The following is a 24,702-nucleotide window of genomic DNA, read 5'->3' on the forward strand; positions in this document are numbered from 1 at the left end:
CTTATTGCTGAGAGCCGCCCTCGTCAGATCCTGGTGCGTCTTTCTGTGAGTGCGGTAGCCACTCCGTGACTCGCTGCGAGAGTCCTTCTCCGGCTGCCTTCGCGTTCGCGAACGCCTCGGCGCTGAAACGGACGGTCGCGGTGGCGCCCGCCTCGGCGACATGCGCGACCATGTCCCTCGCATCCCCGACGGCTTCGCCCCACCGTTTCGCCTCCAGTGTCGCGCGTTCCTGCTGGATGCCAAGTCGCTCGTTGAAGTTCGCGACATTCGCACCGACCTCGTTGCCGGAATACACGACGGCTTTCGCCTTGACCGGGTGCACCAGCACTTGTGTGTTCGCGATAACCGCGGCCGCATCCATCCTCTCCAACAGGCGTTGCGTCGTGGTGGCGATGAGATCGCGCCGTCGCGCTCGCCCTGCGCGGATAGCCCCGCGGTGGCGGTCGAGATCGTCGGGGGAAGAATCCAGGACACGATCGAGTTCCAGGACGGCGAGACCGTCTTGGAGTTGGAAGCAGCGCGCCAGTACCGCGAGCCATTCCTCGACGTCCTTCTCGGCGTCCGCTGTGAGCTTGGCGAGGTCGCCGACCTTACGCTTCTTCTCCAGCTTCTCCGCCAAGGCGTCGAGGCGGCGCAGTGCGTAGGACTGGGTGGTGGCGATCGTCTGCGCGGCGCCGTGCAGGCTCGACCAGGTCACCTCGGAGACGCGGCCGACATGCTCGCGCTTGAGTATCGCATCGTCGATCACCAGGCCGACGCCAATCATCTCGGCCAGCGCGGCGTCCTTCTGGGTACGGAGCACGTCATCGACCTTCTCGTCGATGGCCTTGAGGTACTGCGTGATTTCTTCCATCGTCTGCTGCATAGCCAGCTGCGCCATGATCCCCGCAGCGCCCGCGAGCATCGCTGGGTTCGTCAGCATCGAGCCGACAGACCCCGGCTTCACGAACTCCAGAATCTTCGTGACCTTGCCCTTGCTCGTGGTGGCGATGGCCCGGCTGACGCCATCTGTCGAGCCCTTCATAGCCTTACCGAGCTTGAGCGCTTTCGCCGATTCTTCGGTCAGCTTCACCCAGCGCCCCGAGTTCGCAGCAATCTGAGAGCCTGCCTGCGCCACACTGGAGCTTGCATTCAGGGCAGAGCCAAGGGGCGGGCGGAGCGCGATCTCCTTCGAGGGCACGCCTGCAATGGAGAGGAAGAGTTCGACCTCGCGAGGGTCGCCGAAGATAGCGACGCCGTCGCCGTCGCTGAACAGCTCGATCTCGTTGCTCACGTTGCCTCTCTCTGAGGCGGTGTCGCCTCATAAGAACCACGGTAGGGGCTCACAGCAGAACCTCCAAGGCCTGCTGGATCGCGGGGCGCGCCTTCGGGAAGTCCTCGGCCATCGTGAGCAGCGAACCGGGGCTGTTGCCGCACCCACGCAACCACTGCTTGAGCGCACCGAGGGCGAGGTCGCTACCCCACGCGTGACGCAGGCGGAACAGATCGATAAGGGTCCGCTCGGCGGAGTAGAGGCCGATGAACGATCCGTCCGGCAGCGCACGCTCAGTGCGCCCGATGCTGAACGTGTCCGCGTCGAAGCGATGCCAGGCGATGGGTGCATGGTGCACGGTGACCGGTTGCGTGCCGCGGGGGATGGCAATATCGCTCCGAGCGGGAATCTCATCGGTCAGCTCGTGCAACGACAGCGCCGTCAGGAGACACAGCGTCGCGTCGGGTCTCTTGGCGGCGATGGCGATCCACGCTGCCGTTGTGTCGTCCGCGAGCCCTGATCGGAGGAAGAGTCCAGGGGCGATGCGCTCGAACTCGCCGGACTCGATCAATCGGTCGAGGCCATACCGAGTGAGACCCTGTGGGCCCAGATCGTTGTAGCTCAGCAGATCGGGCAGCGTCGCGATATCCATCATCACCTCCGGCCAGCAGAATCCATTACAGACACAGCATACCTGTCGTGATTTCTGTTGAATAGCATTGGTTCGATCGACGTTGTGACACTGGCTGCCGGAGACAGGGACCTCCAATCGGGCGGGTTCTGGATAAAAACCGCACACAACCGCGGTAAGTGTGATCGGATTGTATCCATGAATGATCAGATGAGAACACTGGGGGCCGTCGTTCGGATCGAACGATGAGTCACGCTGCTTGCATCGGGATTCACGATGCACTCTTCGAAGAAGTACCACCGCAATGACGAGCGAACCCATCTGCCAGTGCCGAGTCGAGAGCTGCCATTGCGACGGCATCGCCGATCTTGCCGAGCACGGCCTCAACCGATGCGCCTGCTGCCTCGCCGGCTGCCCTGACGTTCATGACGAGCCTTCCCGTGGGGGCCGGAACGGGGTCCTAAACCCCGCTGCGGGGTCCGAATGAGGTCGTATCAACCCGCCATAACCCGTAGACTGGTACCGTAAGAACCGCATGAATACGCGGATCGAGAAGGTTTGCACGGAGCATCCCGGAGAGCCAGAGCCCCTCAGTTGTTCTTGGTTCGAGTCCAGCGTTCAACGGCATGACGCGTTTTGCTTTGGGCTCGCTAGTACAAGCATGACCGACGAGCGCTCGCGTCTCTTCTCGCACTGTCTTGCGTTCTCTTCACAGCCCTCCACGCCACTGGTCCGCACCATAATGGAGTGATGACCCGCGCGCGCCTGATCCTCGATGAGCTCGTGCGCGTGGCCGAAGAGGACAGGTTCGCCGCGCACGGCATCCACGTGAGCATCGGCGACCAGGGAGTATCGCACCTCTGGAGCGCCGATGTGCGTCGCGACATCCACTCGGTGTCGAAGGGCGTCTGCGTGCTCGCCGCCGGGATCGCCTCGGACGAGGGCGTGTTCGACATCGACGCCCCGGTGGGGGAGTACCTGCCGGACATCACGCTCGGTGAAGGGGTGGAGGCCGTCACGGTGCGGCACCTGCTCGCCATGACGAGCGGGATCGATCTGCCGTGGTCGCCGACCATGATGACGGATTGGCCCGATCTCGCGCGCGAACTCCTCGGGCGCTCCTCGCAGGGTAGGGTCTTCCAGTACTCCAACGCGAGTGCGTACACCGCCATGCGGGCACTCGCCGCGGTGGTCGGCGACGTGCCCGAGTGGCTCGCCCCGCGGCTGTTCCAGCCGTTGGGCATCGACGCGCCGGTCTGGGAGCGCTGCCCGAACGGGTGGATCGTCGCCGGAGGCGGGCTGCACTTGCGCCTCGAGGAGCTGGCGAGGATCGGGCGCCTCATCCGCGACGACGGCATCTGGCAGGGGCATCGCCTCGTCTCGTCGCAGTGGACGCAGGCGATGCACGCGGACTGGTCCGAGCACGACGCGGAGCCGGCATACCGGCGCTATGCGCTCGCGGGCTGGGACGGTCCCGGGCGGGCCTGGCGTCTGCACGGCGCCTACGGCCAGCTGCTGATCTTCCTCGGCGACGCTGTCGTCACGGTCGCCGCCGACGATCACGCGGGAGCGGACCGCATGGCTGAGCGGATCGCGGAGGCTCTCGAGACCCTCGAGACCTTGGACACCCCGGAAGCTCGGGCGACCCTGGAGCCGCGGGCGTGGTGACCTCGCCGCGCGGTTCCTGGGCGCGTGAACCTCGCACGGTGGTCCTGAACAAGGTCGACTCGCCGACGAGCGTGCCGGATCCGTTCGCGATCGTGGTGGAGAGCGCCTTCGTCTCGGTGCCGCTGGAGTTCGAACCTCATGCGCACCCGCTGCACGAGTTGGTCTGGATGCGCGGCGGCACGATGACCGTTCGGCTCGCGGACAGCGTGATCACCGTGCCCGAAGGTCAGGGCCTGTGGATCCCCGCGGGCACGCTGCACTCGGGCCGCACGACGGCCCGCGCCTCGCTGTTCGACGCGCTATTCGATCCTGAGCGCTCCCCGGTCGCCTTTGCGGAAGCAATCGCAGTAGACGTGACGCCGGTGGTGGCGGCGCTGCTGACCCACCTGGAGCGGGCTGATCTCACCGAGGCCGCGCGGGTGCGGGCCGAGGCGGTGGTCTTCGACGTGCTCGAACCGGCCGGCCGGCAGCTGGCGCTGCGCGTGCCGCACGCGGAGCGCATCGGGCCGATCGTCGACGCCCTGGTGCAGGATCCGACGGACGACCGTTCGCTGCGGGAGTGGGCACAAGCCGTCGGCGCCAGTGAGCGCACGATCGCGCGGCAGTTCCGCACGCACACAGGGCTGTCGTTTCTGCAGTGGCGGCAGTCGCTCCGCGTGCATCACGCGCTGACGCTCCTGGGGGAGGGCCTGGCCGTGCAGGAGGTCTCCGAGCAATTGGGGTACTCGCAGGCGAGCACCTTCATCGCGTCGTTCAAGCGAGTGATGGGCCTCACGCCCGGTGCGTACACCCCACAGATGGCTGAAACGCTATATCGGGTGTCGTGAAGGCTCGATTGCAGACGTAGATCCGCGTCAGTAGCATCGATGAGGTAAGGCAACCCTCACCTCACTCCATCGCGATCATCCGTGGAAGTGGCGCCGCACGGGGGTGGTGCCCGCCTCTTCTTCCACCGCAGGAGCCATCGTGATGAACGCTGTACTTCCGTCTGCCGAGCCGCCTCGGCCGACGGGTTCGCAGAGCACGATCGGACCGGGCGCCTCATCGCTGCGCGGCACGGACCTGAGCCTCGGTTTCCGCGATCGGACGGTGGTCGACGGCGCCTCCATCGCGTTCCGGCCTGGGCGGGTCACGGCGCTGGTGGGGCCGAACGGCTCGGGCAAGTCCACGCTCCTGCGAAGCCTGGCCAGACTGCACCCGGTCGCCGCCGGCAGCGTCGTCCTCAGCCGGGCTGCCGACGCCGGGGAGCTCTCGATCCACGCGCTGCACCCGCGCGAGTTCGCGCGCGAGGTGACCCTGTTCACCCAGTCGCGCACGGCGCCGCAGGGGCTCAGCGTGCGGGAGGTCGTGTCGTTCGGGCGCCACCCCTACCGTCGCCGGTTCGCCGGTTTGAGCGACGAGGATCGCGCCGCGATCGAGGGCGCGATGGCGTCCACAGGCGTGGTCGCGATGGCCGATCGAGCCGCGGGGGAGCTCTCAGGTGGCGAACTCCAGCGGGTGTGGCTGGCGGCCTGCCTGGCGCAGCAGACCGGCGTCGTGCTCCTCGACGAACCCACCAATCATCTTGATCTGCGCTATCAAGTGGAGACCCTCGATCTGATCCGGGATCTCGTCGACGACCACGGCGTCGCGGTGGGGGTGGTGCTGCACGATCTGGATCAGGCCGCCCGCGTCGCCGACGAGCTGCTGCTCATGCGGGCCGGGCGCATCGTCGCGAAGGGCGCTCCCGCCGACGTTCTCACTGCGGAGAACATCCATCACGCCTATGAGATCCACGTCGACGTGAACCTCGACGAGCGCAGCGGGCGCCTGCGGATCGACCCGGTCGGACGCCATGCTCCGCGCCCGCACGCAGCTGCCCCATCCGTTCCCTGACCACCGACCGTTCTTGAGAGGACAACATATGATCCACCCCCATCGCCTCGCGGCCGTCGCCGTCGTCGGTATCACTGCATTCGCGCTCACCGCCTGCGGAACCACCGAGGTCGGCGCCGCCGAAGAGGTCTCCGACAGTGCCGCTATCTCGGCGAGCTGCGCCGAGGACACCACCGTGACCGCCACAGGCCCGGTGTCGGTGACCGATAGCCACGGCCGATCGCTCGAGCTGGACGAGCCCGCTAAGCGGGTCGTCGTGCTCGAGTGGCAGCAGACCGAGGATCTGCTGACGCTGTGCGTCGCCCCAGTCGGTGCAGCCTCCATCGACGGATTCGCCACCTACGTCAGCGCGGAGACGCTGCCGGAATCGGTGGTCAACGTGGGCGAGCGCGGCGAGCCCGACCTCGACGCCATCTACGCCGCCGATCCTGACCTCATCATCATCGAGGCGAACAGCCCGGACGATGAGCTGCTCACCAAGCTCGAGGCGGGCGACGTGCCCGTGCTCGCCACCGTCGGCACCGACACGAGCGGCCAGATCGAGAACATGCAGGAGGTCTTCTCGCTCATCGCCGAGGCCACCGGACGTACCGAGCGCGCCGAGCAGGTGCTCGCCGAGTTCGACACCCACCTTGCAACCGCCAAGGAAGAGGTGGCCTCCGCGCAGCTGCCCACCACCGACTTCGTCTTCTTCGACGGCTGGATCGAGTCGGGCAACGTCGTCATCCGACCCTACGGCCAGGGTGCGCTGTTCACCGAGCTCGGCGAGCAGCTCGGGCTGACGGGCGCGTGGAGCGACGAGGTCAACGCGTCCTACGGCAGTGGTGGGGTCGATCCGGCCTACGGGCTCGCTCAGACCGACATCGAAGGACTGACGGGCGTCGGCGAGGCGAACCTCATCTTCGCGAACGACGGAACGCCCGAAAGCTACGTCACCGAACTCGAGAAGAGCCCGATCTGGAACGCGCTCCCCGCGGTCAAGGAAGGGCGTTCCTTCGAGTTCCCTCCCGGCATCTGGGGTGCCGGCGGTCCGCGTTCCAACCAGCAGGCGATCGACGCCTTCGTCGACGTCATCACCGGGAAGTGACAGTAGGGGACACGTTTCGCTCCGCCGGTCGGCCCTCGCCGCAGCGAGGGCCGACCGGCGGAGGCCGCATCCATCGTTCGGGCACGCCGCTCAGCGGGGTGGCAGTGCTCGCCGTGCTCTTGATCGCGGTGGGCGCGGTCGGCCTCTGGCATCTCACGCAGGGCACCTCCGGGCTGGGTGCCGCGGAGCTGCTGCGGGCGCTGTCCGGTGATCAGGTGTACGTGGGAGGGGTCTCGGTCGATGACGTCTTCCTCGGTTCCCGGCTGCCGCGACTGTGCGCGGGGGTCGCCGTTGGTTTTGCGCTCGGCGTCGCCGGCGCGCTGCTGCAATCTGTCACCCGCAACGCGCTCGCATCGCCGGACACCCTCGCGGTGACAGCGGGCGCCTACTTCGCGCTCACTGTAGTCGCCGCGTTCGGGCTCTCCGTGCCACTGTGGGCGTCGAGCGGCGTCGCGTTCGCCGGCGGGCTCCTCGCTGCGGCGCTCGTGCTCGGAGTGACCGGTCGCGCCGCGGGAACCGCGACCACACGCCTCATTCTCGCCGGCTCCGCGATCTCCATGGCGCTGGGAGCCGGAACGGCGATGCTCCTCATTCTGTTCCGCGAGAACACCACCGGGCTGTTCGCCTGGGGCAGTGGATCCCTCGCTCAGCTCAATCTCGACGCCTCCATCCGGGCGGCGCCGATGATCGTGGTCGTCCTGACGCTTGCGCTCCTGCTGTCGCGACGCCTCGACGTGCTCGGCCTCGGCGACGACGCGGCTTCCTCGCTCGGAGTGCCGGTGCGTTCCACGCGCGTGATCGCAGTGCTCTGCGCGGTTCTCCTCACCAGCACCTCTGTCACGCTCGCCGGGCCGATCGGCTTCGTGGGTCTCGGGGCCCCGGTCCTCGCCCGGCTCCTCGCGCACCGGGTGCCTGCGCTGCGGCGGCACGCGTTCCTCGTCCCCGCCTCCGGGCTCCTCGGCGCGCTGCTGATCCTGCTCGCCGATGCCATCCTCCGCGCGATCCTCAGCCCGGAGGGGGCGACATCGATTCCGACCGGGATCCCCACAGCCCTGCTCGGCGGTGTCATCATCGTGATCCTCGCCATGCGCATGCGTGATGCAGGCACCGCCCGGATGGATTCAGGCGCGCAGTCGGGGCTCCGCACTCGTCGCCGGTTTGTCACCGTCCTGTTCGCCGCTGTCGTCCTGCTCGTCGTCGCTGTCGTCATCGGGTTGCTCGCCGGGAACCTCTGGTTGCGCCTGGGTGATCTGGGGCTGTGGGCCCAGGCCGCCGCACCGGACCTCATCGACCGTGCACTCGACGAACGTGCAGCCCGGGTCACCGCGGCACTCCTCGCGGGTGCAGCGCTCGCACTCTCCGGGACGATCGTGCAGAGCACCGTGCGCAACCCGCTCGCCGAGCCAGGACTGCTCGGGATCACCGCCGGCGCCGGAGTCGGCGCCGTGCTTGTCGTCACCACCGGGTTCGGAGGCGGACGGCCAGCGCTCGTTGTGATGGCGGTGGTTGCCGGGCTCGCGACGTTCGCGCTCATCACCCTGCTCGCCTGGCGCGGCGGCCTGCTCCCGGACCGCTTTGTGCTCGTCGGCATCGGCTGCGGCTATGCGCTCACGGCGGTGACCACTTTTCTGCTCCTGCGCTCCGACCCCTGGGAGACACCGCGCATCCTCACCTGGCTCTCCGGCACGACGTACGGACGCTCCTTCGGGGATGTGCTCCCGGTTGCGGTGGTGCTCGTGCTCGCGATCCCGGTGCTCGTCGCGCTCCGACGTCAGCTCGACCTGCTCGCGGTCGACGAGGACACCCCGCGCATCCTCGGCGTACGCCTCGAGCGCACTCGGCTCGGCGTCCTCGCCCCTGCCGCGGTGCTCGCCGCCGTCGCCGTCGTCGCCGTCGGCGCGATCGGGTTCGTCGGGCTTGTCGCGCCGCACCTCGCCCGCACACTCGTCGGGGCTCGCCACGCGCGGGTTCTGCCCGTCGCCATGATCATCGGCGCACTGCTCGTGCTCGTCGCCGATACCCTGGGCCGCACCCTCATCTCTCCGGCGCAGCTCCCGGCGGGCCTCATGATCGCCCTCGTCGGAGCCCCCTACTTCGTCTGGATCCTGCGCCGCGCCCGTGACTGATCGGGGCCCTCCGACTCCGACTACTCCGCCGTCTCCGACTCCGAACTGCTTTCATCGTCACCATCGTCTGCTCCCCGGCGCTCCACCCCGATCGTGAGGCTCGTAGCGAGCGCAGCGACGGCGCCCACGGCGACGAGGATCGGCGCGAGCACGGCGCTCGCAGCCGTGACGGCGACGCCTGCGGTCAGCGGGATTTCGAAGAGCGTTTCGCCGCTCTCCCGCTTGATGTAGAGCCGGCGAGCGTTGCCCTCCTCGATGATCTCGCGCACCTTGGCCATGAGCTCGTCGCCCTTGACCTTGAATTCTTCGTACCAGTTGTTGTCGTTGTCGCTGGCGTTGCCCGCGTTCTCGGTCATGAGCGTTCCCTTCTCGATGAGGCGTGGCTGCAGTGTATAGAGAGAACCACGATGTGCGCTGAGTGGTGTTGCAGGGGTCAGACTCGGGGTGGCCTACTGCACACTGCGCCGGAAGCCGGGTTCACTTGGGGCTTCGGCGCCCACACACGTCGCTCCTCGACTCCCTACGATGGATCCATGACCGCACAGCAGTCCCCGCTTCCCGAACTCCTCACGCTCCCGGACGCCGCCGCGTGGCGCGCCTGGTTGGACGCGAACGAGGACTCCTCCGACGGGGTCTGGCTGGTGCTCGCGAAGAAAGGCACGACCGAGCCGACCACGCTGAGCCATGCGCAGGCCCTCGAGGAGGCGCTGTGCAGCGGGTGGATCGACGGGCAGAAAGGGAGCCTCGACGCCGCTACGTTCCGGCAGCGGTTCACGCCGCGGCGCCGCGCGTCGATGTGGTCGCAGCGCAACATCGGGATCGTCGAAGAACTGATCGTGCAGGGGCGGATGCGCGAGCGCGGGCAGGCGGAGATCGACCGGGCCCAGTCCGACGGGCGCTGGGAGCGAGCCTACGTCGGCTCCGCGAAGGCTGAGGTGCCAGAGGATCTCACAGCGGCGCTCGCCGCATCGGACACGGCCGCGACCATGTTCGCCTCTCTGAACGCCGCCAACCGCTACGCGATCCTGCACCGCCTCATGACCGCGTCGAATGCCACCACCCGCGGCAACCGCCTCGCAAAGATCCTCACCATGCTCGAGAACGGGGAGACCCACCACCCGCAGTAAACGCAGGAGCCGGTCAGGCAGCACGGTCACCCGGCAGCATGGCAGGATCGCGGGATCGGGCCGTGCCCGTCACCGCTCCCGGTCCACCGTCACGAGCTCCACATCGACGTCACGCCCGTCGACCGTGACCAGCATCATCGTGCAGAGCGGCTGGCGCCGGCGTACAGTAGCAAGCGCAACGCCGTTACCACCCTGCACCCCGCTGCGCCACCCCGCCCGCACTCCTTGCCCCACCGGCACCGCTCCGGCAAGGATGGAGTGACGGAGAAGGAAGGCAGGCTCAGCCATGGTCACCGTCGCACAGAACATCGTCGATACCCTCGCCGCGAACGGGGTGCAGCGCGTCTACGGCATTCCCGGCGACTCGCTCAACGGCTTCACCGACGCGCTGCGCACCTCCGACATCGAGTGGGTGCACGTGCGGCACGAGGAGGCCGCCGCCTTCGCCGCCTCGGGGGAGGCGGCGACCACGGGCGAGCTGGCGGTGTGCGCCGGCAGCTGCGGGCCCGGCAACCTCCACCTCATCAACGGCCTCTTCGACGCCAACCGCTCGCGCGTGCCGGTGCTGGCGATCGCCGCCCATATTCCGAGCGATGAGATCGGCTCCAACTACTTCCAGGAGACCCATCCCCAGGATCTCTTCCGCGAGTGCTCCGTCTACGTCGAGCACGTCTCCAGCCCCGCGCAGATGCCGCGCGTGCTCCGCATCGCGATGCAGACCGCGATCGAGAAACGGGGTGTCGCCGTCGTGGTGATCCCGGGCGACGTCGCGCTGGCCGACGCCGCGGACGACACCGTCACGACCATCACCCCGGCGCAGCCACGGGTGATCCCGAGCCAGACCGAACTCGAGCGCGCCGCCGCACTCCTCGACGACGCCAAGAAGGTGACGATCCTCGCCGGTGCGGGTGTCGCGGGCGCGCACGACGCGGTGGTCGCCCTCGCCGATCAGCTCGCAGCCCCGGTCGTGCACGCCCTGCGCGGCAAGGAGCACATCGAGTACGACAATCCGTTCGACGTCGGCATGACCGGCCTGCTCGGCTTCGCCTCCGGCTACCGCGCCATGGAGCAGGCCGACGCCGTGCTCATGCTCGGCACCGACTTCCCGTACCAGCAGTTCTTCCCCGAGAAGGCCGTCAAGATCCAGGTCGACATCCGCGGCGAGAACCTCGGTCGGCGTACACCGCTCGACCTCGGGCTGGTGGGCGACGTGGGGGAGACCGCGAGCGCCCTGCTGCCGCTCCTCAAACACCGCCGCAGCCGCTCGCACGTCGACGGTTCCGTCGACCACTACCGCAAGACCCGCAAGCGGCTCGACGAGCTCGCGACCCCGGCTGGCGAGGGCAAGCCGATCCATCCGCAGTACGTCGCCCGGCTGATCGATGAGCTGGCCTCCGACGACGCGGTGTTCATCCCCGACGTGGGATCGCCCGTGGTGTGGGCCGCGCGCTACCTCACGATGAACGGCCGCCGCCGTCTCATCGGCTCATTCAGCCACGGATCCATGGCCAACGCCGTCTCGCAGGGCATCGGCGTGCAGGCCGCGCACCGCGAGCGCCAGGTGATCGCCCTCGCCGGCGACGGCGGACTCGCGATGCTGCTGGGGGAGCTGCTGACGCTCGACCAGAACGCGCCGCTGCCCGTCAAGATCGTCGTCTTCAACAACTCCTCGCTCAACTTCGTGGAGCTCGAGATGAAGGCCGCCGGCTTCGTGAACTACGGCACGGAGCTGAAGAATCCGGATCTCTCCGCCGTCGCCCGCGCCATCGGCCTGCACGCGGTGCGAGTCTCGGAATCCGACGAGTTGGAGTCCGCGCTGCGAGAGGCCTTCGCGCACCCCGGGCCAGCACTGGTCGAGGTGCTGACGGATCGCCAGGAGCTCTCGATGCCGCCCTCGATCTCGGCGGCGCAGGTGAAGGGCTTCACGCTCTACGCGCTGCGCACCGTGCTCTCTGGCCGCGGCGACGAGATCGTGGATCTCGCGAAGACGAATCTGCGGCAGATCCTGTAGGCGGAGGCCTCACCGGTCGCGCTTCGGGATCCGCCCGAGGAACGGCCGGGGCCAGGCGCCGAGCGCGAGCACCGCGAGAACGGTCTGCACGAGACCGGTGACGAAGTAGAGGCCGTGCAGCGGAGACCAGACGAGCATGATCGCGATCTCCACGAAGATCCAGATCATCATCGTCAGACCGGCGGCGGCCTGCAGCCCCCAGGCCAGCCGGTACCTGCCGTACTGGGCGAGGATCGCGAGCAACTGCACGCCCCCGACGACCACGCCGAGGATCACGCCCGGCCAGACGTACGAGGTGAAGACGCTGCCCTCGATCCACTCCAGCGGGATGCCCATCCCGCCGCCGATCGTGAGCCCGAGCATCCCCGCGAGCGCCGAGACCAGATTGAACCAGGCGACGATGAGCAGCGCGATGCGGAGCGGGCGGGGCGCGGGTACGGGCTGCATGTCCCGAGCCTACTGATCGGCGAGGAATCCGAGAAGAGCTCTTCCACGCGACCGATGTCTCGCGGCCGTGTCGCGGGATACTCTGTGACCGTGGGTTTCTCACCGCTGGGCCTGGCTGTGAGCATTGCGGTGCTCGCGCCCAATCTCCTGATGCTCTGGTTTCCTCCGGTCGACCTCGTGCGAGCGCCGGACGGGGCCGGCAGGTCGGACCTGTCGGGCCCGCCTGCCCCGCTGATCTGGTTGGAGCGCGCGGGCCAGGCCCTCTGTCTGACGGTGCCCGCGATCACAGTCCCCGGTCCGATCATCTGGTGGATCCTGATCCCGACTGTCTGGGCGCTCGCCGTCTACTACGCGCTGTGGGTCCGGTACCTTCGCGCGGGGTGCAGCGCGATGCTGCTGTACCGCCCCCTGTGGCGGGTGCCCGTGCCGATGGCGATCCTGCCCGCGGCGGTGTTCCTCGCCGCGGCTGCCTGGCTGAGCAATCCGTGGATCGCGATCGCGGCGCTCATACTCGCCGCTGGGCACATTCCGGTCTCCGTGATCACCGCACGCGCGACGGAGGATCCCGCTGAAGCGTAGTCCGGCCGACGCGCCGGACTCACTCCTCGTCGGCTCGCTTGAAATCCGTGCTCTTCGCGAGGTGAGGATCGGACTTGCCGCACGACGCATTCGAGCAGTGCGTCACCGCGGGCACGACGACCTCGGCGTCGCGGGGGAGCGTGTTGCCGTCGGGGGAGACCGTGACGGCGTCCGCGCCGCACTCGGCGCACACGTAGCGGGTCACGTGGTGCTCCCTGAGGACACGTGCTGCGCGATCTCCCGCAGCACGTCGAGGGTCTCGAAGAAGGAGCCGCCCGGACCGTGGCCGGAGACGACGAACGCCGTGGGGGCGGCGAAGTCGTGCTGCACGAGGCTGACGCCCAGCTCGGGGAATCGCCACCAGTGCGGATCCTCGGCCACGACGGTGACCGCACACCCGCCGAGTAGGAAGCGCGTCGAGGACTCCTCGGGCAACTGCTCCGGGGAGACGAGTTCGATCAGCTCATCCATACATCCACGGTAAGCGTGACCACCTTGGTACGACTACCCCCTGGACAAAGCGGGCTTCGGACGCAAGGAGGGGAGCAGCGTGATGCCGTTGGGATCAGAGCGCCATTGGCCTATCGATCCGCACATATTCTTCAAAGTACTTTTCGAAAGCGCGCTCGTTGATCACGGGGACTCCGTAGTCTCGTGCCTTGGCGGCCTTTCCGCTGAGCGAGTCAGGGTCAGCAGCAACGACTACACGAGTGGATTTCGTCACGCCTCCTGCGGTGAGGCCGGCCGATATGATCTCGGAGATCCACTGTTCTCTCGGCTTTGCGAGAGTTCCGGTGAAAACCACTCTGTCGCCCGCTTGCAGCAGCGCTGTCTGCGTTTGACCACGAGCCTCTCGGTTGGCGTCCAAAGCCGAAGCGACATCGCTCGCGTCGAGCCCCATATGCGTGGCCGCGGTGCAGAGATCCGTGAGTTCCGCATCCGTGAGAACCCCATCCGACCACGCTTCTGCGGCAAGGCGCCCGAGATGCTCTCGGTGGAGCGCGAGCACGCGGTCACCTGAGAGTCCCGAGTATTGGGCGATGCTCACCAGAGAGCGCCCCTCAGTCGCGGAGATATGGAAATCCAGCAAAGCGTTGCTGAGGGCGTCGAGGTACGAAGCCTCATCTTCCGATCCTCCTGGAATCCAAGCATCGGCGAGCACGTCGGCCATCCACGAATGCGGAGGGGGCTGCTCAGATGACCGCCTGGTTGCCGTGCGCGGCGTCTGAGATTTCCTCGCCGATGGCCAGCCGAAGGATCTCGTCGCCAGGAGATCATCGTGCCAGTCCGGCAGAGACCTTCCAAACGTCATCAGTTGCGCGAGGAGCTGACCCGTTGCTTCTGCATCGGCCAGCGCAGTGTGAGCTTCGGTGAGAGGGATCCCGAGCGCCTCGCAACAGTGCTCAAGCTTGGCCTGGCCGAGCAGACGCCCCGCCCACTTCATCGAACACAGCGCACGCGGGCGGTCGTCGAGGCCGTACCCGCAACGGAGAAGCTCATGGTGGAGAAAACGCATATCGAAAGTTGCATTGTGGGCGACAACCGCGCGTCCTGAGACGAGGCGAAGCAAGTGGTCGCTGATTTCAGAGAACTCCGGGGCATCGATGAGTTCGCCTGCGGTGATGCCGTGTACGTGACTTGCGCCGACATCTCGCTTCGGGTTCACGAGGGTCGTCCAGGCGTCCTCGCGCTGCCCGCTGTCATCAAGGAGGACGATTCCGACCTCGACGACCCGGTCTCCTCGCTCGGGCACGAAACCGGTCGTCTCGAAATCGATTACCGCGAATCCTGACATGTCTTTCTGATCCCTCACTACGAGCAGGTGCTGCGCTTTCTCTCGCTCACTTTACCGAAGGGTTTCCCATATCCAAGCCACAGCATAGAAACCAGTTGACTCGGAATGGCCTGATTGCAGAATGGGCGGATGAGAGCTGGTTACGCGGCCGCTGTGAATGTCCGACCCGTTGGATACACTCGCTCCTATGCGTATGGACCCGCATAGCGGCGTCATTAACGGGAACGGGGTAGTTGCATGGTGGACACTCGCGTATTGGTCGGCCGAGGGCTCGATGCTGCGGCCGAGGGGTTGGGGCCGCTAGTCCAGGAGCGGTTCTCCGAGCTCCTCCCCGGTGTTCACAACTGGACGGCGGTGCTGCAGGAGAAGGACCAGCAGAACGGTCGTGGCTTCGAGAGCTACAACCCAGCGGATGTTCTTCTGCTGTTGCGTGCGATCACGGAGCGATTCGGTACCCTCGGGTACCCGTTCCAGGACCTGATCAACCGTCAGGCTTCCAACTGCGCGAGCGAACTCCGTACCGTGCGGAACCGGTGGGCGCATGGTGAAGCGTTCTCGGCAGCAGAAACGTACCGAGCGCTGGACACGGTAGAGCTCCTGCTCTCAGCAGTCGGCGCGACGGATCAACAGGCGCGAGTCGCTAGCTGGAAGATTGAGGCGCTCGCCGCGATGCAGCCCTTCGCCGAGGCACGTGATTCAGCTGAATCAGTTGAGCCCGGTAGATCATCTGCGTCAACTCCGGGGGCCAGCGCTCCTCCCGGAGCGCCGCAGATCCCGGCCGAGGCCTACGGCGATGCCGTAGGGGATCTGCCAGGCGCAGAGGCAGGAGCGGTCCCGGCAGCAGCATCCGAGCCAAACGCCGGCTTTGAAGTGACCGCCGTGGACGTGCTGAGCTATGCGTTGGCGCACAGTCGGGTCGCTATTGTGAGCGAGATCACCGTCACCTACTCCGGACCAGAGATTCGCGGCGCATCCGTCGAGATCGAAGCGCTCAGCCCCGTCGGCGCCCTGAGCGATCCGAAGGTGCTGCTGATCGATCTCGACGGGGAAGGTGCGACCGTTCTGAAGGATGTCACCTTCGCTCTTGATCCGGCTCGCACGCTTGCCTTGGACACTCAGCACGAGGGTAATCTGCGCCTTACTCTGAGGGACTCGAACGATCGGGTGATCGCAGAGCACCTGCATCCGGTGCGGATTCTCGCTTCGAACCAGTGGATCGCGAGGCCTTTGCAACTCGGGCTTGAGCTCATCGCTTCCTTTGTGCAGCCGAATGCCTCGGAGACTGCGAAACTGGTCGGTGAAGCTGCCGAGTTGCTCGGCGCGGCGACCGGGAGCGCGGCCCTCGACGGGTATCAGTCTGGCAGTCCCGACCGCGTGGACGCTATGGCCAGAGCGGCTTATCAGGCAATGCAAGCGCGAGATGTCAGATACGCGGAGCCGCCGGCGAGCTGGGGACTCACCGGCCAGAAAGTGCGCACGCCCGAAGAAGTGCTCAGCGGACGACTTGGCACCTGCCTCGATACCGCCGTCACGTTAGCCGCGGTGCTCGAAGAGATCGGAATCAATAGCACCCTGTGGTTCGTGCCAGGCCACGTGTTCCTCGGGTACTGGAGACACGAGAGTTCGCTCGATACTCCTGCTGAGATCGATGCCTCGGAGGCGATCAACTACGTCGGTCTGGGGAGCTTGCGGCTGATCGAGACGACTTCGATCCCGCTTGGAGAGGCTTTCGAAGCGGCTACGCGGCGGCCGCTGGTGGAACACCTGCCTCAAGGGACGGCCCATTTCGACGGAGTCACGGACATCCAGCAGGCGAGACGCGCTGGTATCCTCCCGCTTCCGAGCCGGTCTTTCGACGAGGCTGAAGGGCTTGTGGTCAGGGAGTATCGTGTTGCTACAGGCGCTCCCGCGCTCGAGTACGTGCCTCAGGTCGCGCAGACCGGTGAAAGTGAGCTACGGCAGCTTCCGAGCAGGGTCACGCAGTGGAAGAACACGCTTCTCGACCTCAGCCTGCGCAACCGGTTGATCAACTATTCGGATCGAGCGGGGTACTCACTCGGCGTGCCGCAACCGAAGCTCGCTGCATTCGAGGACCTGATCAATTCGGGATCATCTGTGACGCTCACCCCGGCCGATCGTATTTCGGAGATCGATCGTTCGCGCGGTATCCGATCCGGTTTGAACCTGCCGGAGGCGGCGTTGTCCGAGATGCTCAGCGCCCGAAAGCAAGTATTCATCGGCTTGAACGAAGAGGCATATTCGATCAGGCTCCGAGCACTTGCCTACAAGGCGCGAACGATTGTCGAAGAGACTGGCGCCAACAATCTGTATTTGGCGCTTGGAATGCTGCGATGGGAGTCAGGGGACCGCGAGCTGCGTTCCCCGCTGGTCCTGATCCCAGTATCGCTTGTAAGTTCTGCGAGGGGGCAGACCTTCCGCATCAGTCTTGACGAGGCTGGAGAATCGACTCCCAACTACTGTCTGCTCGAGAAACTACGGGTCTCTTTCGGACTCGAGATTCCCGGGCTCGCGAACCCGGTTCGAGACGATTCGGGCATCGACCTGGCTGCGGCATTCGCAGCCACACGGAGAGCTCTTGCCGAGGCAAAACTCCCGTTCGTCGTCGAGGACTCCGTTGAGCTGGCGATCCTGCAGTTCGCGAAGTTCCGTCTGTGGAAGGATCTCGACGAAAACTGGGACACTTTCACCGCCAACCCGCTCATCGAGCACCTGGTGCACTCGCCGACGGCTGCCTTCGCCGACTCGGTCGCGGTTCCCGAACATGTAGATCTCGATGCTGTTGTGTCGGAGCTTCCGACACCCGCCGACTCCTCTCAAGCGGAAGCCGTGATTGAAGCCGCTGGAGGACGAACCTTCGTCCTCGAAGGCCCACCTGGTACCGGCAAATCGCAGACCATCACTAATCTGCTCGCTCACTCGATCGCGCAGGGAAAGCGAGTGCTCTTCGTCGCGGAGAAACGGGCGGCGCTCGACGTCGTGAAGCAGAGATTGGATGCCGTGGGGCTCAGCCAGCTCAGTTTGGACCTGCACGACAAGGGCGCGCGCCCGGCTGCTGTTCGGACACAGCTCTCCGCGGCGCTCGATGCCACGTTCAAAGCTGATGACGCACACCTGCTCGCGCATCGGGAGGCCAACCAGGCGAGCACTGCCTCTCTCCGGAGGTATGCTGAACGACTGCACGAACCAAACGCCTTCGGGCTGTCGTTCTACGGTGCTCGAGACCGTCTGCTTGCATCCGACAATGACACCCCGGCGTTGCCGATCCCTGTGTCCTTCGTGCGCGGAGCGGACCCCGAAGCAGCAGAGAAGATCCGTTCGGTGCTGCGAAAACTGCCCGAATCAGCCGATTTGACCAGGCCCGCGGCGGTCCATTCCTGGGGGTTCGTCACCTGCTCGGGAAGCCAGGGCACCGCCGAGGAGATCCATATCGCCGCGCGTGAATTCGATCGAGCACTCGGCGGTCTCGTCAATGCTGGGATTGATCCAGGGGTGCTCGGTCTCGCCGATGTTCCAGAGCAGATCGAGGCCTGGGCAGATCTCTGCCGAGCGCCGCGCTTTCCGCTGGACGAGGTAGAGGCATTGCGTTTGCAGATCGGCTCGGGAGAGTTCGCGGATCTGCGTCATATCCTTGCTCAGATCGCCCAACAGATGCCCGCTTGGACGCGATCTGTGGGCATTGAATGTCTTACCGGAGACGTGCAGGGGATTCATGCTCGAGCGCTGGCCGCCGATGGGTCGGGCTTCTTCGGCAGAAAGAAGCGGCAACGGGCAGTGCTCCAGGAGTTCGGTCCAGCCCTGCGCGTAGACGCGCGCAGCATGCCGCCGAAAGAGGTCTCGCAGCTCACCTTCGAAGTTACACAAACTGCGCACTTGATCGACGACCTCGTCGTGAGGTTGAAGGCTTTGCCCGTTCAGTTGGTGCACGACGGATGGAGCCCTTTCGCCGGCTCGGGAGTTCAGCCGGTGATCTCGAATCTTGACTGGTTGGGCTGGCTTGTCCCTGCTCTGACGCAGAACGAGACAGCATCGGAACGGCTACGAGCCGAACTGCGCAAGACCTATGCTGAGTTGCCTGTTGATCCGACGCTGGCCGATGCGCTGGCCGCCTACGCTGCAACGTGGCGCGCACTCGACGCCCTGCTGGGATCGGCTCCGACTGGCGTGAATGGTGCTCTCGCCGTGTGGAGCAAGGAGAACGGCCTGGTCGAAACCTGGACCAGCACCCGTGAGCGACGACATCTTGACGTCGACGCACCGGTCTCTCTGCAGCGTTGGATCGATTTCCTGCAGCAGCTCGAGCCCCTTCGTCAGCTGGGCCTGCCGGAAGCTTACGATGCATTGAAATCTGGCAAGATTCCCGCTGAGACCGCCACTCTTGCATTCGACAAGGGTCTGGCGTCGGCGACGCTGACTGAACGTGAGGAATCCCAAGGTCTCGCGATCTTTGACGCAGCTTCGCACAACCGAACCATCACGAGGTTCACCGAGAGCACCACCGCCATACGGAGCGAACTTCCCCGATGGATTCCCCAACAGGTTGTAGGCCAACGACGAGTCGATCCCCACTACGAGGGCGGAGCGATGGGGGAACTCAAGCGTCAACTCGGCCGCAAGCGTGGAGGGATGAGCGTGCGCGCCCTCTTCGAACGCTTCGAATCGATTATCTTGCAGATTACTCCCTGCGTGCTCATGAGTCCTGAATCGGTGGCTCGATTCTTCCCTGCCAGATCGGACATGTTCGATATCGTCGTTTTTGACGAGGCATCGCAGATCCGGGTTGCCGATGCTGTGGGTGCAATGGGGAGAGGTCGCTCCGTGGTCGTCGTCGGCGATAGCAAACAGATGCCGCCGACCAGTTTCGCGGAAGCCCAGCTCAACGATGATTCGGAGCAGCTCGGGGATGGTGAAGCCGTCTTCGATGAGGAATCGATCCTGACCGAGTGCGTTCAAGCGCGAGTGCCCCAGAAATGGCTGTCTTGGCACTACCGCAGCCAGGACGAGACGCTCATCTCCTTCAGCAACCACACCTACTACGACAGCCGACTGTCTTCATTTCCCGCTCCGCTGGGGGCCACTCACTCGGCAGACCACGGGATCTCTCTTGTGCGCGTGGACGGGCACTTCAACCGCAGCGGGAAAGGCAAACTGCTTCGGACGAACCAGATCGAGGCTCAAGCGATTGTCGGAGAGGTCGTGCGTCGCTTCGAGCAGAGCACTGACGGAGCCCCTTCTCTGGGCATTGTCACCTTTAACGCGCAGCAGCGAGCGCTTATCGAAACCATGCTCAGAGAGCACCCCGATGAACGGCTTGCGGCGGCGCTCGATGAGCGTGACGGTCTGTTCGTCAAAAACCTCGAGAATGTGCAAGGCGATGAGCGAGACACCATTCTCTTCTCGGTGGCCTTCAGTGCCAACGACCGGGGAGTGGTACCGTTGAACTTCGGGCCGCTGACTCGAGCGGGAGGTGAACGGCGACTGAACGTGGCTATCACGCGAGCCCGGAGACAGGTCGTGCTGTATGCGAGTTTCGACCCCGGAGATCTGCGCACCGAGAACACCGTCTCCATCGGAATCAAGCATCTGAAAGCCTATATGGAGCTTGCCTCGCAGGGAGTGAAAGCTTCGAGTCTCGGATCCGCGGTCCAGTCGGTAGCAGACCGCAACCGAGATGAGATCGCTGCTGAATTGCGTATGCGCGGCTTCGCAGTACAGACCGATCTCGGCTTGTCGGATTTCCGAGTGGACATCAGCGTTGCCGCAGCTGACGACCCAGAGAACCCGTTGTTGGCGGTGCTGCTCGACGGAGAGTCGTGGAGGTCCCGTCGCACCGTCGCCGATCGTGATGGCTTGCCTGTCGAGGTGCTCGAGAGCCTGATGCGCTGGCCTGCCGTTGAGCGAGTGTGGCTGCCGGAGTGGTTGCAGAATCGCGAAGCGACGCTTGACAGGTTGGCCGAGGCCGTAGCGAGGGCCGCCGAACCCCGCACTTCATCTGCTCCTGACCGGGTGGGATCACTCGGTCCGGCGCGGTCGAAATCGCAGCCGGATGAACCTGGGGTAGCTGAGATCGGCAGTATCGCGAGCGACCCTCAGCGGGCCGACGCATCGCACCAATCCGCTGAAGCCATTAGATCTACGCGTCCGCAGACCGCTTCGGTAGAAGCACCAGCAGCGAAGGTGACGCATGAGCGCCTTGGGTCCTTTGTCCCGTGGAGCAGCGCATATGCGGGAACGCTCGATGTGCTGGATCAGCTCCCCAGAGCGGATGCTGTTGTGGATGTCCAAGAGGTGATTCGCGCTATTGTCGAGGCAGAAGGCCCCATTCATCGGCAGCGATTGGCCAAACTCGTCGGAGAAGCGTTCGGGCTTTCTCGTGTGGCGAGCGGTCGAATCTCGAGCATTCTGGCCTGTGTGCCCGACAATCTCGTGCGCAGTGAAGACGGTGATTTCATCTGGCCGGAACAGACGGACCCCGTCAGCTACATGACCGCTCGCCAAACCAGCGGTGAGGATCGGCGGGACGTCGAAGCGGTGCCGATCGAGGAGCTCGCCAACGCCATCGCGATTGTTGCGGAACTCTCTGGCGGAGCGACTCACGAAGCTGTTCAACGTGAGGCGCTCGCTTTCTTCGGAGGTAAACGAGTAACCGCCGGCATATCGAAGCGCTTGGAAACTGCGTTGCGCTTCGCCGATGAAACGAAGCGTGTACAGCACCGTGACGGACTGTGGAGAGTCGGAAGCCGCAGCTGAGCGTGAAGAGGACGTCAACCCGCGGGACTGTTCCCGAGCGGTGGGAAGCATGAATCGAATGAACGAGTGCGAACTTACGAGTTGCGAGTTGCAGTGATCTCACCCGCGCAGGAGCCCGGCTACCATGAGAATCACCAGCCTCAACGCCGAGGCGGGCACGCCGAAAGGAGTCAGTCATGATCCCCGAGATCAACTACTGGGCGGTGATCGTCGCGACCATCTCCACGATGGTGGTCGGCTCGATCTGGTACACCCCGAAAGTATTCGGCGACACCTGGGCGCGGCTCGCGAAGGTCGACCTGAGCGGTGACGCGAAGTCGGCGGTCGGACCTATCATCGTCACGGTGATCGTCAGCTTCATCACCGCGTGGGTATTCGCCGGTGCGACCTGGATCGCCTTCGAGTTCTACGGCGGCGCCTTCCTCGTCTCCGCCCTGCTGACCGGCGTGGTGCTCTGGGCCGGATTCACCGCCGCCCGCTTCATCACGCATGACGCGTTCGAGCGGCGCCCCTCCAGCCTCACCGTCATGAACATCGCCCACGAGCTCGTGACCGTGCTCGTGATGGCGCTGATCCTCGGCCTCTGGCCGCCCGTGGGCGTCTGAACATGGCGCCGACACCTCAGAGCAACACCGTCATCCCCGGCTCCGTCGTGCTCATCACCGGGGCTGCTCGCTGGTCACGTGAAGGTGAGGCCATAGGTGCCGAGCTGGTGTAGCTCGTTGTTTTGCTCAGCAAGAGTTGGAGAAAAGTCAGTGCTCTTAGGTTTGACGTCCCGGCAGGAGATAGTTGAGATCCGGGTAGAGGATTGCATCTTAGAGTCTGTCAAGGACCGGATCGACAGTGTCCTCGCGGTGAAACCGTTGCACCGCGTCGTCTCGCTATCGGTGACTTCGACGCAGGAGTACAGCACTGCGGCACTGGTGTTGATACTGCTCGAGTTTCTCGACGACGCGGGTGAAGATCACCTCAGCTCATCAACACCGCGGACGGCCCATGTAACCCCGAGGAGTGGAGGATGACGCTGCACGACGCAATCCTGGCGCTACTCCGGGAGACCGGCCGAGCGATGACCGCAACCGAGATCGCCCGTTCGCTCAACGAAGGCGGAACCTACCGTAAGCGCGACGGTACTCCGATCGCTTCTTCGCAGATCAGTGTGCGAGTCAAGAACTATCCTCATCTCTTCGAAAAGGAGGGCGCGCAGATCTGGGGCAAGCGCATCGGGTCATCGCGCGACAACACTCTGGGGTCAGGTGCCGCGCCGAACACACCTCCTCCCGCAACACGAGCGCCGCTTCCGCCCGCGGAATCTGAGGTCTTACCGCTGACCCTGTCAGCAATCGACTGGAGCAGCATCGATTCGCTGGAAGGAGCAGGTTTCCTCGGATTCGAATCTATAGATGCATTGATGAGATCGAGCGAGGCCATCCCAAATGTGTGTGGTGTTTACATACTGGTTCGCGCCGCGACCAGCGGGCCTGCGTTCGTTGAGACCGGAACCGGTGGCCATTTCAAGGGCAGAGATCCGAATGTGCCGACTTCTGTGCTTCAGGAGAACTGGGTTCAAGGTGCCGGCGTGGTCTACATCGGCAAGGCCGGTGACCCGGGAACTGCGGCGACACTGCGTACGCGATTGCGACAGTACCTGAGGTTCGGTCTTGGGGAGAGCGTCGGCCACTGGGGCGGCCGATACGTTTGGCAACTTGCAGACGCCAAGGAGCTGCTGGTGGGTTGGCTCCCATTACCTGCGGGCAATCCGAGCGAGGTCGAGTCGCATCTGATTGGTCAGTTCCGGAACCACTTCGAGAAGCGGCCCTTTGCCAACCTCGCCAAGTGAGAGAGACGATTCCGTGGGCGCTAGTGTGAAACGATGAGCTTGAAGCACACCAGCAACACCGTCATTCCCGGCTCCGTCGTGCTCATCACCGGGGCCGCCCGCGGCATGGGCGAGCTGTACGCGCGCCGCGCGGTGAAGGAGGGCGCGGCCGCGATCGCGCTGTGGGACGTCGACGAGGATCGCGCCACGGCGCTCGCCGCCGAACTCGACGGCCCGCGCACCCGCGTGCGATCCTTCGCCGTCGACATCTCGGATCGCGAGGCGGTGCGGGAAGCCGCGCAGCACACGGTCGACGAACTCGGCGCCCCCGACGTGCTCGTGAACAACGCCGGCATCGTGCGCGGCGCCCTGTTCTGGGAGCACGATCCCGAACGCGACATCGAACTCACCCTGCGCGTCAACACGCTCGCACCCATGTGGCTCACCCGCGAGGTGCTGCCGGCCATGCTGGCCGACCGTTCGCGCCCCAAGAGGATCCTCAACATCGCCTCGGCCGCCGGCACCCTCGCCAACCCGCGCATGAGCGTCTACGCCGCCTCGAAGTGGGCGATGATCGGCTGGAGCGACTCGCTGCGCCTCGAGCTCGCCCGCGACGGTCACGACCACATCGCCGTCACCACCTTCTGCCCGAGCTACATCTCCACCGGCATGTTCGAGGGCGCCCGCGGCCCGCTGCTCACCCCGATCATGACACCCACCCGCGCGGCCCGCGCCGCCTGGGAGGGCATGATCGCGGGCAGACCGATCGTCACGAAACCGTGGACGGTCAAGCTCGCAATGGCGCTGCGCGGGATCCTGCCCACACGCGCCTGGGACGTGATCGCGGATCGAGTGTTCCACGTGTACTCATCGATGGATCGCTTCACCGGGCGGGGGTAGCGGAGCGATCCGGCTCCTCGGCGAAGCGATCAGGAATCGAGAAGCCTTGCTGCCGGGCCCGACGATACCGTGAGATGCACCAACCCCGAGACACCGACATTCCCACGACAGAGGAGCCCTGAGCATGACGAAGGACACGACCGCAGGAGGATTCTCCGCAGAGGAGCGCGCCGCGATGAAAGCGCGCGCCGCTGAACTGAAAGCCGAGGCGAAGCGCGCGAAGGGCGCCGAGAAAGCCGCTGCCGAAGAGGCCGAACTGCTCGCGAAGATCGCGCAGATGCCCGACGGGGATCGGGAACTCGCCGAGCGCGTGCACGACATCGTGAAGTCCGTCGCGCCAAGCCTGTCGCCGAAGCTGTACTACGGGCAGCCCGGATACGCCCGGGGCGGCAAGCCGGTGGTGTTCTTCCGCAGCGGGCAGATGGACAAGGAGCGCTACTCCACGTTCGGGGTGAGCGCACTGGCCGCACTCGACGATTCGAGCGGGTTCTGGCCGACGTCCTACGCACTGATCGACCCGAGCGAAGAGGCCTGGGAGCAGCTCGCCGAGATCGTGCGGCGCGCGGCGGAGGAGGGCTGAGTCGAGGGTCGACGGCTGTTGGTTGAGCGAGCGGAGC

21 protein-coding genes are annotated in these 24,702 nt (G+C 65.5%); 13 read left to right on the top strand and 8 right to left on the bottom strand.

Features of this window, described 5'->3' with window-relative positions; translation table 11 throughout:
* Position 1 precedes the first annotated feature (1 nt).
* The 3 genes from AMS65_RS17105 to AMS65_RS19845 all read right to left on the bottom strand — a co-directional run bounded on the left by AMS65_RS17105 (position 2) and on the right by AMS65_RS19845 (position 2,310).
* The gene (locus AMS65_RS17105; protein WP_053385375.1) at positions 2–1,273 is read right to left on the bottom strand and encodes a hypothetical protein; all 1,272 of its coding nucleotides are present in this window, start codon (positions 1,271–1,273) and stop codon (positions 2–4) included.
* A 49-nt stretch (positions 1,274–1,322) separates the two neighbouring features.
* Positions 1,323–1,904, bottom strand: coding sequence for a type IV toxin-antitoxin system AbiEi family antitoxin domain-containing protein (locus AMS65_RS17110; RefSeq protein WP_053385376.1), 582 nt, complete (start codon positions 1,902–1,904; stop codon positions 1,323–1,325).
* 250 nt (positions 1,905–2,154) lie between these two features.
* Positions 2,155–2,310 carry a hypothetical protein gene (locus AMS65_RS19845; RefSeq protein WP_162231783.1) on the bottom strand — a complete coding sequence of 52 codons (156 nt, stop codon included), beginning with the start codon at positions 2,308–2,310 and terminating at the stop codon, positions 2,155–2,157.
* Between the two features lie 323 nt (positions 2,311–2,633).
* Here AMS65_RS19845 and AMS65_RS17115 point away from each other — a divergent pair, with 323 nt between their 5' ends.
* The 5 genes from AMS65_RS17115 (at position 2,634) to AMS65_RS17135 (ending at position 8,639) form a co-directional block, all read left to right on the top strand.
* Positions 2,634–3,551, top strand: coding sequence for a serine hydrolase domain-containing protein (locus AMS65_RS17115; protein WP_053385377.1), 918 nt, complete (start codon positions 2,634–2,636; stop codon positions 3,549–3,551).
* A 38-nt stretch (positions 3,552–3,589) separates the two neighbouring features.
* Positions 3,590–4,378, top strand: coding sequence for an AraC family transcriptional regulator (locus AMS65_RS17120; RefSeq protein WP_206542009.1), 789 nt, complete (start codon positions 3,590–3,592; stop codon positions 4,376–4,378).
* Positions 4,379–4,520: 142 nt separating this feature from the next.
* Complete coding sequence (locus AMS65_RS17125; protein ID WP_053385379.1) at positions 4,521–5,426, top strand: ABC transporter ATP-binding protein; 906 nt, start codon at positions 4,521–4,523, stop codon at positions 5,424–5,426.
* Between the two features lie 28 nt (positions 5,427–5,454).
* Complete coding sequence (locus AMS65_RS17130) at positions 5,455–6,513, top strand: iron-siderophore ABC transporter substrate-binding protein (RefSeq protein ID WP_053385380.1); 1,059 nt, start codon at positions 5,455–5,457, stop codon at positions 6,511–6,513.
* Between the two features lie 98 nt (positions 6,514–6,611).
* Entirely contained in the window at positions 6,612–8,639 is a 2,028-nt protein-coding gene (locus AMS65_RS17135) for an iron ABC transporter permease (RefSeq protein ID WP_241489498.1), read from the top strand.
* Positions 8,640–8,659: 20 nt separating this feature from the next.
* Here AMS65_RS17135 and AMS65_RS17140 read toward each other — a convergent pair whose 3' ends face one another.
* On the bottom strand, positions 8,660–8,995 hold the full coding sequence (locus tag AMS65_RS17140; protein ID WP_053385381.1) for a DUF4342 domain-containing protein: 336 nt from the start codon (positions 8,993–8,995) through the stop codon (positions 8,660–8,662).
* A 177-nt stretch (positions 8,996–9,172) separates the two neighbouring features.
* On the opposite strand from AMS65_RS17140, the gene AMS65_RS17145 reads away from it, so the two are divergent.
* Entirely contained in the window at positions 9,173–9,766 is a 594-nt protein-coding gene (locus AMS65_RS17145) for a YdeI/OmpD-associated family protein (RefSeq protein ID WP_053385382.1), read from the top strand.
* 286 nt (positions 9,767–10,052) lie between these two features.
* Positions 10,053–11,777 carry a ubiquinone-dependent pyruvate dehydrogenase gene (gene poxB, locus AMS65_RS17155; protein ID WP_053385384.1) on the top strand — a complete coding sequence of 575 codons (1,725 nt, stop codon included), beginning with the start codon at positions 10,053–10,055 and terminating at the stop codon, positions 11,775–11,777.
* 9 nt (positions 11,778–11,786) lie between these two features.
* Here poxB and AMS65_RS17160 read toward each other — a convergent pair whose 3' ends face one another.
* Complete coding sequence (locus AMS65_RS17160) at positions 11,787–12,224, bottom strand: hypothetical protein (RefSeq protein ID WP_206542010.1); 438 nt, start codon at positions 12,222–12,224, stop codon at positions 11,787–11,789.
* A gap of 90 nt (positions 12,225–12,314) precedes the next feature.
* On the opposite strand from AMS65_RS17160, the gene AMS65_RS17165 reads away from it, so the two are divergent.
* Complete coding sequence (locus AMS65_RS17165) at positions 12,315–12,803, top strand: hypothetical protein (protein ID WP_053385449.1); 489 nt, start codon at positions 12,315–12,317, stop codon at positions 12,801–12,803.
* A 19-nt stretch (positions 12,804–12,822) separates the two neighbouring features.
* On the opposite strand, the gene AMS65_RS17170 is transcribed toward AMS65_RS17165, so the two are convergent.
* The 3 genes from AMS65_RS17170 to AMS65_RS17180 form a co-directional block, all read right to left on the bottom strand.
* On the bottom strand, positions 12,823–13,008 hold the full coding sequence (locus AMS65_RS17170; RefSeq protein WP_053385385.1) for a hypothetical protein: 186 nt from the start codon (positions 13,006–13,008) through the stop codon (positions 12,823–12,825).
* Entirely contained in the window at positions 13,005–13,274 is a 270-nt protein-coding gene (locus AMS65_RS17175) for a hypothetical protein (protein WP_053385386.1), read from the bottom strand. Before AMS65_RS17175 ends, AMS65_RS17170 begins: the two co-directional genes overlap by 4 nt.
* Positions 13,275–13,368: 94 nt before the next feature.
* Positions 13,369–14,598 carry an exonuclease domain-containing protein gene (locus tag AMS65_RS17180; protein WP_053385387.1) on the bottom strand — a complete coding sequence of 410 codons (1,230 nt, stop codon included), beginning with the start codon at positions 14,596–14,598 and terminating at the stop codon, positions 13,369–13,371.
* A 237-nt stretch (positions 14,599–14,835) separates the two neighbouring features.
* On the opposite strand from AMS65_RS17180, the gene AMS65_RS17185 reads away from it, so the two are divergent.
* The 5 genes from AMS65_RS17185 to AMS65_RS17210 all read left to right on the top strand — a co-directional run bounded on the left by AMS65_RS17185 (position 14,836) and on the right by AMS65_RS17210 (position 24,665).
* A complete protein-coding gene (locus AMS65_RS17185; protein WP_075201067.1) occupies positions 14,836–21,366 on the top strand; it encodes a DUF3320 domain-containing protein in 6,531 nt (2,176 codons plus the stop codon).
* Positions 21,367–21,542: 176 nt separating this feature from the next.
* On the top strand, positions 21,543–21,971 hold the full coding sequence (locus AMS65_RS17190) for a DUF1761 domain-containing protein (RefSeq protein WP_053385388.1): 429 nt from the start codon (positions 21,543–21,545) through the stop codon (positions 21,969–21,971).
* A gap of 413 nt (positions 21,972–22,384) precedes the next feature.
* Entirely contained in the window at positions 22,385–23,206 is an 822-nt protein-coding gene (locus AMS65_RS20185; protein ID WP_206542011.1) for an HTH domain-containing protein, read from the top strand.
* A gap of 33 nt (positions 23,207–23,239) precedes the next feature.
* Complete coding sequence (locus tag AMS65_RS17205; RefSeq protein WP_053385390.1) at positions 23,240–24,085, top strand: SDR family NAD(P)-dependent oxidoreductase; 846 nt, start codon at positions 23,240–23,242, stop codon at positions 24,083–24,085.
* 124 nt (positions 24,086–24,209) lie between these two features.
* A complete protein-coding gene (locus AMS65_RS17210) occupies positions 24,210–24,665 on the top strand; it encodes a DUF1801 domain-containing protein (RefSeq protein ID WP_053385391.1) in 456 nt (151 codons plus the stop codon).
* Positions 24,666–24,702: the final 37 nt, after the last annotated feature.

The sequence above is a fragment of the Leucobacter celer subsp. astrifaciens genome (assembly GCF_001273835.1).
GTDB classification, from domain to species: Bacteria; Actinomycetota; Actinomycetes; order Actinomycetales; family Microbacteriaceae; genus Leucobacter; species Leucobacter celer.

Bases quoted from the DNA above. Each gene is read 5' to 3' on its own strand.
- AMS65_RS17110 (WP_053385376.1), bottom strand. From the start codon at position 1,904: ATGGATATCGCGACGCTGCCCGATCTGCTGAGCTACAACGATCTGGGC.
- AMS65_RS19845 (WP_162231783.1), bottom strand. From the start codon at position 2,310: ATGAACGTCAGGGCAGCCGGCGAGGCAGCAGGCGCATCGGTTGAGGCC.
- AMS65_RS17115 (WP_053385377.1), top strand. From the start codon at position 2,634: ATGACCCGCGCGCGCCTGATCCTCGATGAGCTCGTGCGCGTGGCCGAA.
- AMS65_RS17125 (WP_053385379.1), top strand. From the start codon at position 4,521: ATGAACGCTGTACTTCCGTCTGCCGAGCCGCCTCGGCCGACGGGTTCG.
- AMS65_RS17130 (WP_053385380.1), top strand. From the start codon at position 5,455: ATGATCCACCCCCATCGCCTCGCGGCCGTCGCCGTCGTCGGTATCACT.
- AMS65_RS17140 (WP_053385381.1), bottom strand. From the start codon at position 8,995: ATGACCGAGAACGCGGGCAACGCCAGCGACAACGACAACAACTGGTAC.
- AMS65_RS17145 (WP_053385382.1), top strand. From the start codon at position 9,173: ATGACCGCACAGCAGTCCCCGCTTCCCGAACTCCTCACGCTCCCGGAC.
- poxB (WP_053385384.1), top strand. From the start codon at position 10,053: ATGGTCACCGTCGCACAGAACATCGTCGATACCCTCGCCGCGAACGGG.
- AMS65_RS17160 (WP_206542010.1), bottom strand. From the start codon at position 12,224: ATGCAGCCCGTACCCGCGCCCCGCCCGCTCCGCATCGCGCTGCTCATC.
- AMS65_RS17175 (WP_053385386.1), bottom strand. From the start codon at position 13,274: ATGGATGAGCTGATCGAACTCGTCTCCCCGGAGCAGTTGCCCGAGGAG.
- AMS65_RS17180 (WP_053385387.1), bottom strand. From the start codon at position 14,598: ATGTCAGGATTCGCGGTAATCGATTTCGAGACGACCGGTTTCGTGCCC.
- AMS65_RS17185 (WP_075201067.1), top strand. From the start codon at position 14,836: ATGGTGGACACTCGCGTATTGGTCGGCCGAGGGCTCGATGCTGCGGCC.
- AMS65_RS17190 (WP_053385388.1), top strand. From the start codon at position 21,543: ATGATCCCCGAGATCAACTACTGGGCGGTGATCGTCGCGACCATCTCC.
- AMS65_RS20185 (WP_206542011.1), top strand. From the start codon at position 22,385: ATGACGCTGCACGACGCAATCCTGGCGCTACTCCGGGAGACCGGCCGA.
- AMS65_RS17205 (WP_053385390.1), top strand. From the start codon at position 23,240: ATGAGCTTGAAGCACACCAGCAACACCGTCATTCCCGGCTCCGTCGTG.
- AMS65_RS17210 (WP_053385391.1), top strand. From the start codon at position 24,210: ATGACGAAGGACACGACCGCAGGAGGATTCTCCGCAGAGGAGCGCGCC.